Genomic DNA, 1438 nt, shown 5'->3' with positions numbered 1-1438 from the left:
GCAGTGTTCCTGCCCGAGGGGGCACCGGCGGGTGCCGGCCGGGAGAGAGGGCGGGGTCATATGTACCCCTCGCGCATCGCGTAGGCCACGGCGTGTGCCCGGTTCCGCAGATGGAAGCGGGTGGTGAGCCCGTGCATGATGTTCTTGATGGTGCGTTCGGAGTAGGCCAGTTCGGCGGCGATCTCACCGGTGTCGAGACCGTCCGCGACCAGGCGGAGCACCTCCGTTTCACGAGCGGTCAATCCCGTGGTGGGCACGCCGTCCCCGCCGGACACCGAACGGTGCAGCGCGCCGACCTGATTGATCAGTCGACCGAGCAGATCGGCCGGCAGGGTGCCGTCGCCGCGCGCGGCCGCCACAACCGCCCGCGCCAACTGCTTGCCGGTCGCCTCACGGCGCCACACGATGGCGCTGATCCCGCAGGCGACCACATCGAGGAGCTCGGCTTCGCGCAGGGCGCCGATGACGAGGACGGCCCGAACTCCGTCGGCGCGCGCGACGCGTCGCAGCAGAGTGAGGGCGGGGCCGTCGAGGACATCCGTGATCACGAGGACGACCGTGCCGGGACGCAGCTCGGAATCCTCGGTGACGTCGAGCTCGCGATACCGGCCCAGGAGGCTGGCCGCGCCCTCGCGGGAGAGGGGTTCCGTGCTGTGGATCGTGACGGGGACCCGGTGACCGGGGCGATCGTTCCTCTCGGGTTGGTGCGGGGCCCGGGGTGTGGGCTCGACCCCGCTTAACCCCGAGGTCGGGAGTCTGGTGGACATAGTGCGTTCCCTGTGGCGGCTCGCCGGCTGTGGCGTCTGGACATGTGCGGCTCTGTCTATAAGACGCTTCGAACAAGCGGTTTTGTTGCAGGGCATCACACCACTATTCTCTCCCGCCCCGTGGGACTGTCCGAAGGACGACGTCATCGAACGCACCGGACCATCGGGATTCCGTGACGGTGGTGTTGACGGTGCGTTACCGGTGGAGGGCCGATCGGGGGCCCGCACCGGCGCGGATCGGGGGCGGGGAGGCGCCGCGATACCAGGGTCGATCGGTCGCGGTGGAGCGTGCCCACCCGTGCGAACACCGGCGAAGAACACCGGCAAGGAGGGGAAAGGAGCTCTTCTCGGGGCGGAGGCGGTGTCGTCGCGGCGCGGATCCGAGCGGTGGTCCCCGGGGCGGCTCCGTGTACCGCTCCGTATACCGGGGGCCGGTACGGGGGGACGAATGACGGCCCGTCGAAAGTTGACGAATATCACGCGCCGCCGGCGACGGAACCATCCCCACCATCCGGTTCCCGTACCGTCTCCGCCGGCACCTCAACCGTCGTCGGACGGCGTCGCCGACTCCCGGCTCGTCCCTCCTCTTGCGTGTGCTCCCGGGGGTCGCCGGCGAATCCGACTCACGGCTTCCCCGGATGGTCGTCCTCCTCACCGGGCCGGGAGGAGAG

Annotated in this window: 1 protein-coding gene; it reads right to left on the bottom strand. The window is 70.0% G+C overall.

The genetic code is table 11. The features are described from left to right. Positions 1–56: 56 nt before the first annotated feature. Positions 57–767, bottom strand: a complete 711-nt coding sequence (locus tag FNQ90_RS23075) for a helix-turn-helix transcriptional regulator (RefSeq protein WP_182608117.1) — start codon at positions 765–767, stop codon at positions 57–59. Positions 768–1438: the final 671 nt, after the last annotated feature.

It is taken from the genome of Streptomyces alkaliphilus, from assembly GCF_014141535.1.
Taxonomy (GTDB): Bacteria; Actinomycetota; Actinomycetes; order Streptomycetales; family Streptomycetaceae; genus Streptomyces; species Streptomyces alkaliphilus.
This window is presented reverse-complemented; position numbering and strand designations above follow the sequence as displayed.